Here is a 5,992-nt window from a genome sequence, read left to right as displayed (position 1 = left end):
GGAACACGACAGCCGTCACGGGGATGTCGTGTCGGACGGCCGTCATGACCTCGCCGAGGCTCATGCCCCAGGCACCGTCGCCTGCGTAGGCGATGGCGGGCCGTTCCGGTGCCGCGGCCTTCGCGCCGATGACGGTCGGCAGTGCGTAACCGCAGTTGCCGAAGCTCATCGGGGCGAGGAAGCTGCGCGGCTTCTCGAAACGGAGGTAGCTGTTGGCGACGGAGTTGATATTGCCGATGTCGGTGGACACCATCACGTCTTCCGGCATCGCCTTCTCCAGCTCACGCAGCACCTGACGCGGGTGCAGCCAGTTGCCGTCCTCGCCTTCCTGTTCGGCGATCATGTCGAGGCTGAACGGGTCGCGCTCGTGGGTCCACTCGTCGAGTTCCTTCTCCCACGCCGCCTTCTCGGCTTCGATCTTCTTGCTGCGCTCCTCGCGGTTGGCATCACACGCGAGGGCCTTGCCCTCGAGCCGCTCGGTGAGCGCGACGGCAGCGGCCTTCGCGTCGCCGCAGATTCCGACGGAGACTTTCTTGACCAGGCCGAGCATCTTGTGGTCGGCGTCGATCTGGATGATCTTGGCGTTCTTCGGCCAGTAGTCCATGCCGTGCTGCGGGAGGGTGCCGAAGGGGCCGAGGCGGGTGCCGAGGGCGAGCACGACGTCGGCCTGGCTGATCAGCTTCATCGCGGCCTTCGAGCCCTGGTAGCCGAGCGGTCCGGTCCACAGCGGGTGGCTGGCGGGGAACGAGTCGTTGTGCAGGTAGCTGTTGACGACGGGGGCACCGAGACGCTCGGCGAGTACCTTGCACTCGTCGACGCCGTCGGCCATCACGACGCCGCCGCCGGAGACGATGACCGGGAACTTGGCCTGCGCCAGCAGTTCCGCCGCCTCGTTCAGGCTCTGCTCCCCGCCGGGGCCACGGTCGAGGCGGGTGGGCTGCGGGATCTCCGTCTCGATTTCGCCGTAGAAGAAGTCGCGGGGGATGTTGAGCTGCGTCGGGCCCATCTCGGACATCGCGCGGTCGAAGCAGCGGCCGGTGAACTCGGCCATCCGCTTGGGGTTGTTGACGTGGCCCTGGTACTTCGTGAATTCCTGGAACATCGGCAGCTGGTTGGCTTCCTGGAAGCCGCCCAGGCCCGTTCCCATGGTGCCGGCCTCGGGGGTGACGATGACGACGGGGCTGTGCGCCCAGAACGCGGCGGCGATCGCCGTGACGCAGTTGCTGATGCCGGGACCGTTCTGCCCGATGACCATGCCGTGACGTCCGCTGACCCGGGCGTATCCGTCGGCCATGTGTCCGGCGCCCTGCTCGTGCACGACCGGGACGAGCCGGATGCCTGCGGGAGCGAAGATGTCCATCGCGTCCATGAAGGCCGATCCCATGATGCCGAACATGTCGGTTACGCCGTTCGCGACCATCGTTTCGACGAACGCCTCCGACGGTGTCATCTTCTGTACGCCGGAAACAGCGGTGCGATCGGCACCGTTCTTCTTCTTGGTCATGTGTGATCCTCCTTCAGGGGCGCGCCGGAACCGGCCGAGAATGTCAAAAATCGGAACGTTGCGTTCGTGATTTTGTGATCTGCAGTGACAGTAGGCCACGTCACACGGTTCGTCAATGAATGTTCCCAAAACTGGAACCAGATGTATGATTTTTCGATACACGATGCGAAAGCGTCGCCGTTCTGCCTAGGAGGAACCGTGGGTGAGATTCACCGGATCGACGAGTCGAACGGACACCCGACGACGGAGCTGCCCGGAGACACACCGACGCTCCGCCTGTTCGCGCTGCTCGAGATGATCGCGTCGAAGGACCAGCTGTTCACGCTGCAGGGGCTCGTCGAGGAGACGGGCATGGCCAAGCCGACCCTGCACCGCATGCTGCAGCAACTCGAGGGGGCCGGACTCCTCACCCGGCAGAACAACGGCAGGCACTACGGCACCGGTGTGCGCCTGCGCCGCTTCGCCGAGAACCTGCTGCTCAACGACACCCACCACGGCGCGCGGCACGCCATCCTCCGCAACCTCGTCGCGGAACTCGGCGAAAGCTGCAACGTGACCACCCTGTCGGGCAGCGAGGTGGTGTACCTCGACCGCGTGGAAACCTCCGAGCCCCTTCGGTTTACACTCCATGCGGGGTCGCGGGTGCCCGCGCACTGCTCGGCGAGCGGCAAGATGATCCTGTCGCAACTCAGCCCCGCCCAGCGCCGGCGACTGCTCGCACGCATGCCGCTCGAGCGGTACACCAACAAGACGGTCACCGACATCGAGCTCATCGAGACCGAACTCAAGCAGGTTCGCCGCGACGGCTACGCCATCGACGACGAGGAGTTCCTGCCCGGTCTCGTGTGCGCCGCGGTGCTCGTCCCCTGCGCCACAGGTAATTCCAATCTCTGCATCGCAGTCCAGGCCCCGGTCATGCGACTCACCCCCGACAAGGCGCTCAAGCTGCTGCCCGCGTTGCGGCGGGCGGCCGACGCCATCGGTGAGATCGAGAACGAGGTCCAGGACGACGGAACGGCAGACATGAACTGAAGGAGGGCGCATGCCCGAAATGACCACTGCGGCACCCGGCCACGTGCTCTCCGCGCGTGAGCTGTTCGGACTCGACACCGACCTGACGGTGCGGGCCTTCCGGGAACCGGTCGACCACGTCCCCGACGTCGACCCCGCGTACCGGTTCGATCACGCGGTGACCACCGCCCTGCTCGCCGGGTTCGACCGCAACCGCCGGGTGATGGTGCAGGGACTGCACGGTACCGGAAAATCCACGCACATCGAGCAGGTCGCGGCGCGGCTCAACTGGCCGTGCGTGCGAGTCAACCTCGACGGCCACCTCAGCCGGCTGGACCTGATCGGCAGGGACGCGGTCGTCCTGCGAGACGGCAAGCAGGTCACCGAATTCCAGGAAGGCATCCTGCCCTGGGCGCTGCAGCGTCCCGTCGCCCTCATCCTCGACGAGTACGACGCCGGCCGGCCCGACGTCATGTTCGTCATCCAGCGCCTCCTCGAGCGCGACGGCAAACTCACCCTGCTCGACCAGAACCGGGTGCTGACTCCGCATCCGGCGTTCCGGTTGTTCGCCACCGCCAACACGGTCGGACTGGGCAACCTCAACGGGATGTATCACGGTGCGCAGCGGCTCAATCACGCGCAGATCGACCGCTGGAACATCGTCGCGACGCTCGATCACCTGCCCGCGGAACAGGAGATCGAGATCGTGGCCGCGCGGGTGCCGTCCGTGGGGCGGTCGCTGATCGCGTCGATGGTGGCCGTGGCCAATCTGACCCGCAACGGTTTTCGCCTCGGCGACCTGTCGACGCTGATGTCGCCGCGCACGGTGATCACCTGGGCCGAGAACATCGAGATCCTCCACGACCCGGCGCTGGCGTTCCGGTTGTCGTTCGTCAACAAGTGCGACGAGGCCGAGCGGCCCATCGTCGCCGAGTACTTCCAGCGATGCTTCGACGAGGAACCCGAGTGGTCGGCGATGCTCGCGGCGAGCACGGCCTGAGCGGGGCGGTCATGGCAGAACTGCCCGGGTGGCCCGAATCGGTCCGTCGTCGGCAGGAGGTTCGTGAACTCTGCGCCGGCAGCATCCGCGCTCTGACCGGTCAGGGTGAGTTGCATTTTCGCGGAACGGAACTCCATCGCGGGCATCGGCGCGTGCCGATGCCCGCCCCGCACCTGCACCCGTCGTTCGACCTCGCCGACCTCGCCTCCTTCCGCGGTGCGGGCGACGGCATGGCGCTACGACTGCTGCACACCGATCCCACCCTGCACCGGAGCCTGTGCCCGGAGGACACGCCGAGTCGGCTGATCTTCGACACCCTCGAACAGTTCCGCGTCGAATCGCTGGCCGCCGGCGCGTGGGACGGGGTGCGCGCGAATCTCGCCCACCGATTCTCGCGGTGGTCGCACGAGTTCGTGGCCTCCGGCCTGACGGAGACCGTGCACGGCATGCTGCTGTTCACGGTGATACAGATGTGCCGGGCACGGATCACCGCCGAGCCGATACCCGAGACCACACAGGATCTGATCGAATCGACCCGGTTCGGCCTCGCCTCCGTTCTCGGCGAACAACTTCCGAAGCTACGCCGAACCCGGCACTCGCAATCGGATTTCGCGGTGCATGCGCTGGCGATCGCCGACGTGATCGGCCGACGACTGGAGCAGGCCGCGGACGCGGACGAATCGGGCGACACGAGGCGCGACCGCGCCGCGACGTTCTCCCTGATCTTCGACTTCGAGCAGGACGAGAACGACGCGTTCGCGACGGCGGCGTCGGGGCACAGCCGCGCGCTGGGTGACGGCGGGGACGGGTACCGCGTGTTCACCCGCGCCTACGACGAGACCCGGCAGATCACGTCCCTCGTCCGGCCCGAACTGCTCCGGGATTTCCGCCGGCGCCTCGACGCCGGCATCGACGACAATCGTCTCAACGTCCGGAAACTCGGAAGGCAGCTGAAGACCCTGCTGTCCGAACCCGCCCGCGACGGCTGGGAGGGCGGCCGCGACGAGGGCTACATCGACGGTCGCCGGCTCGCACAGCTCGTCACCTCGCCCACCGAACGCAGACTCTTCCGGGCCGAACGCATCGAACCGCGGAACGACACCACGGTGACCTTCCTCATCGACTGCTCCGGTTCGATGAAGAAATTCAGCGAACCGGTCGCCGTTCTGGTCGACGTGTTCGCGCGGGCGCTGGAACTGGCCGACGCCCGGTGCGAGATCCTCGGCTTCACCACCACCGCGTGGAACGGCGGCCGGGCCCGCAGGGACTGGCTCCGGTCCGGCCGTCCGGACGATCCGGGACGGCTCAACGAGGTCCGGCAGCTGGTGTTCAAGGACGCCGAGACCACCTGGCGCCGCGCGCGTCCCGCCATCGCGGGACTGCTGAAGGAGGACCTGTTCAAGGAGGGCGTGGACGGCGAGGCCGTCGACTGGGCGTGCTCACGGATGCGCGACCGCGGCCCGGGTAGGAGGCTGCTGTTCGTGATCTCGGACGGCAGCCCACTGGACGGCGCCACCGCGCTGGCCAACGACGAGTTCTACCTGGACCATCACCTCCAGGTCGTGGTCGAACGGCACGAGGACGAACGCGCGGTCGAGGTGTACGGCCTGGGCGTCGGGCTGGATCTGAGCCCGTACTACGACCGTTGCCAAACGCTCGATCTGTCGCACGGAACCAACAGCGACGTCATCGCCGACGTGCTGTCGATGATCGCCCACTGACAGGCGCGCCTGTGAGTGGCTCAACAGTGAAGGAGTCACCCCCATGACCGAACCCCGGGTTTCGCTGGTCACCTTGGACATTGCCGGCACCAGCGTCGACGAGGGCGGCGCCGTGTACGTGGCGTTGCGCGACACCGTCGAGAACTATCTCGGCGGGCCGATTCCGGACGACCGTTTCGACCGCTGGAAGGGCACCGGCAAGCGACAGGCCATCGAGGGACTGTTGCGGGAGAGCGGCGCCCCGTCCGACACGGCCGTTCTCGACTCCGTCGAATCCGAGTTCACCGCAATGCTTCTCGGGGCGTACCGGAAGACACCTCCGACGGCTCTGCCGGGAGTCCACGACGCGTTCGGCACCCTGCGGGAGCGCGGCGTCAAGGTCGTTCTCCAGACCGGGTATTCGCGCGAGATCGCGCAGCCGCTGCTCGAGCAGGTCGGCCGGGAGATCGGGCGCGACATCGACGGCGTGATCACCAGCGACCAGGTGCGGATGAGCAGGCCGTCGCCGTATCTCATCTTCCGTGCGATGGAACTGGCGGGCGTGCAGAGCGTCGACGAGGTCCTGGTCGGCGGCGACACCCCCAACGATCTGCGCGCGGGCACGAACGCCGGGGCGCGGTACGTGGTCGGCGTTCTGACCGGCGCCCACGACGCCGCGACGCTCCGCCCCGAGCCCCACACGCACATCCTGGAGAGCGCCGCGACGATCCCCGAACTGCTGGGCTGATCGACGAGTGCGGGCCGGTCCTGCCACGC

The 5,992-nt window shown here is 67.2% G+C and carries 5 protein-coding genes; 4 read left to right on the top strand and 1 reads right to left on the bottom strand.

Translation table 11 applies throughout. The annotated features are described in order from the left end of the window. Positions 1 to 1,504: sulfoacetaldehyde acetyltransferase (xsc, locus tag ACFTZB_RS42025; protein WP_378441336.1), on the bottom strand; the 1,504-nt coding region annotated here is incomplete at its 3' end. 198 nt (positions 1,505 to 1,702) lie between these two features. On the opposite strand from xsc, the gene ACFTZB_RS42020 reads away from it, so the two are divergent. Genes ACFTZB_RS42020 through ACFTZB_RS42005 form a run of 4 tightly spaced genes read left to right on the top strand, consistent with a single transcriptional unit; the run spans position 1,703 to position 5,963 of the window. Then, entirely contained in the window at positions 1,703 to 2,536 is an 834-nt protein-coding gene (locus tag ACFTZB_RS42020; RefSeq protein WP_378441334.1) for an IclR family transcriptional regulator, read from the top strand. Positions 2,537 to 2,546: 10 nt separating this feature from the next. Continuing rightward, positions 2,547 to 3,515: an AAA family ATPase gene (locus ACFTZB_RS42015; protein ID WP_378441331.1), complete on the top strand. Its 969-nt coding sequence runs from the start codon at positions 2,547 to 2,549 to the stop codon at positions 3,513 to 3,515. An 11-nt stretch (positions 3,516 to 3,526) separates the two neighbouring features. Then, positions 3,527 to 5,236, top strand: coding sequence for a cobalt chelatase (locus ACFTZB_RS42010; protein ID WP_378441338.1), 1,710 nt, complete (start codon positions 3,527 to 3,529; stop codon positions 5,234 to 5,236). A gap of 43 nt (positions 5,237 to 5,279) precedes the next feature. After that, positions 5,280 to 5,963, top strand: a complete 684-nt coding sequence (locus ACFTZB_RS42005; RefSeq protein WP_378441329.1) for a phosphonatase-like hydrolase — start codon at positions 5,280 to 5,282, stop codon at positions 5,961 to 5,963. The last annotated feature ends 29 nt before the right edge of the window (positions 5,964 to 5,992 follow it).

The organism is Rhodococcus sp. NPDC057014, assembly GCF_042673295.1.
Taxonomy (GTDB): domain Bacteria; phylum Actinomycetota; class Actinomycetes; order Mycobacteriales; family Mycobacteriaceae; genus Rhodococcus_F.
This window is presented reverse-complemented; position numbering and strand designations above follow the sequence as displayed.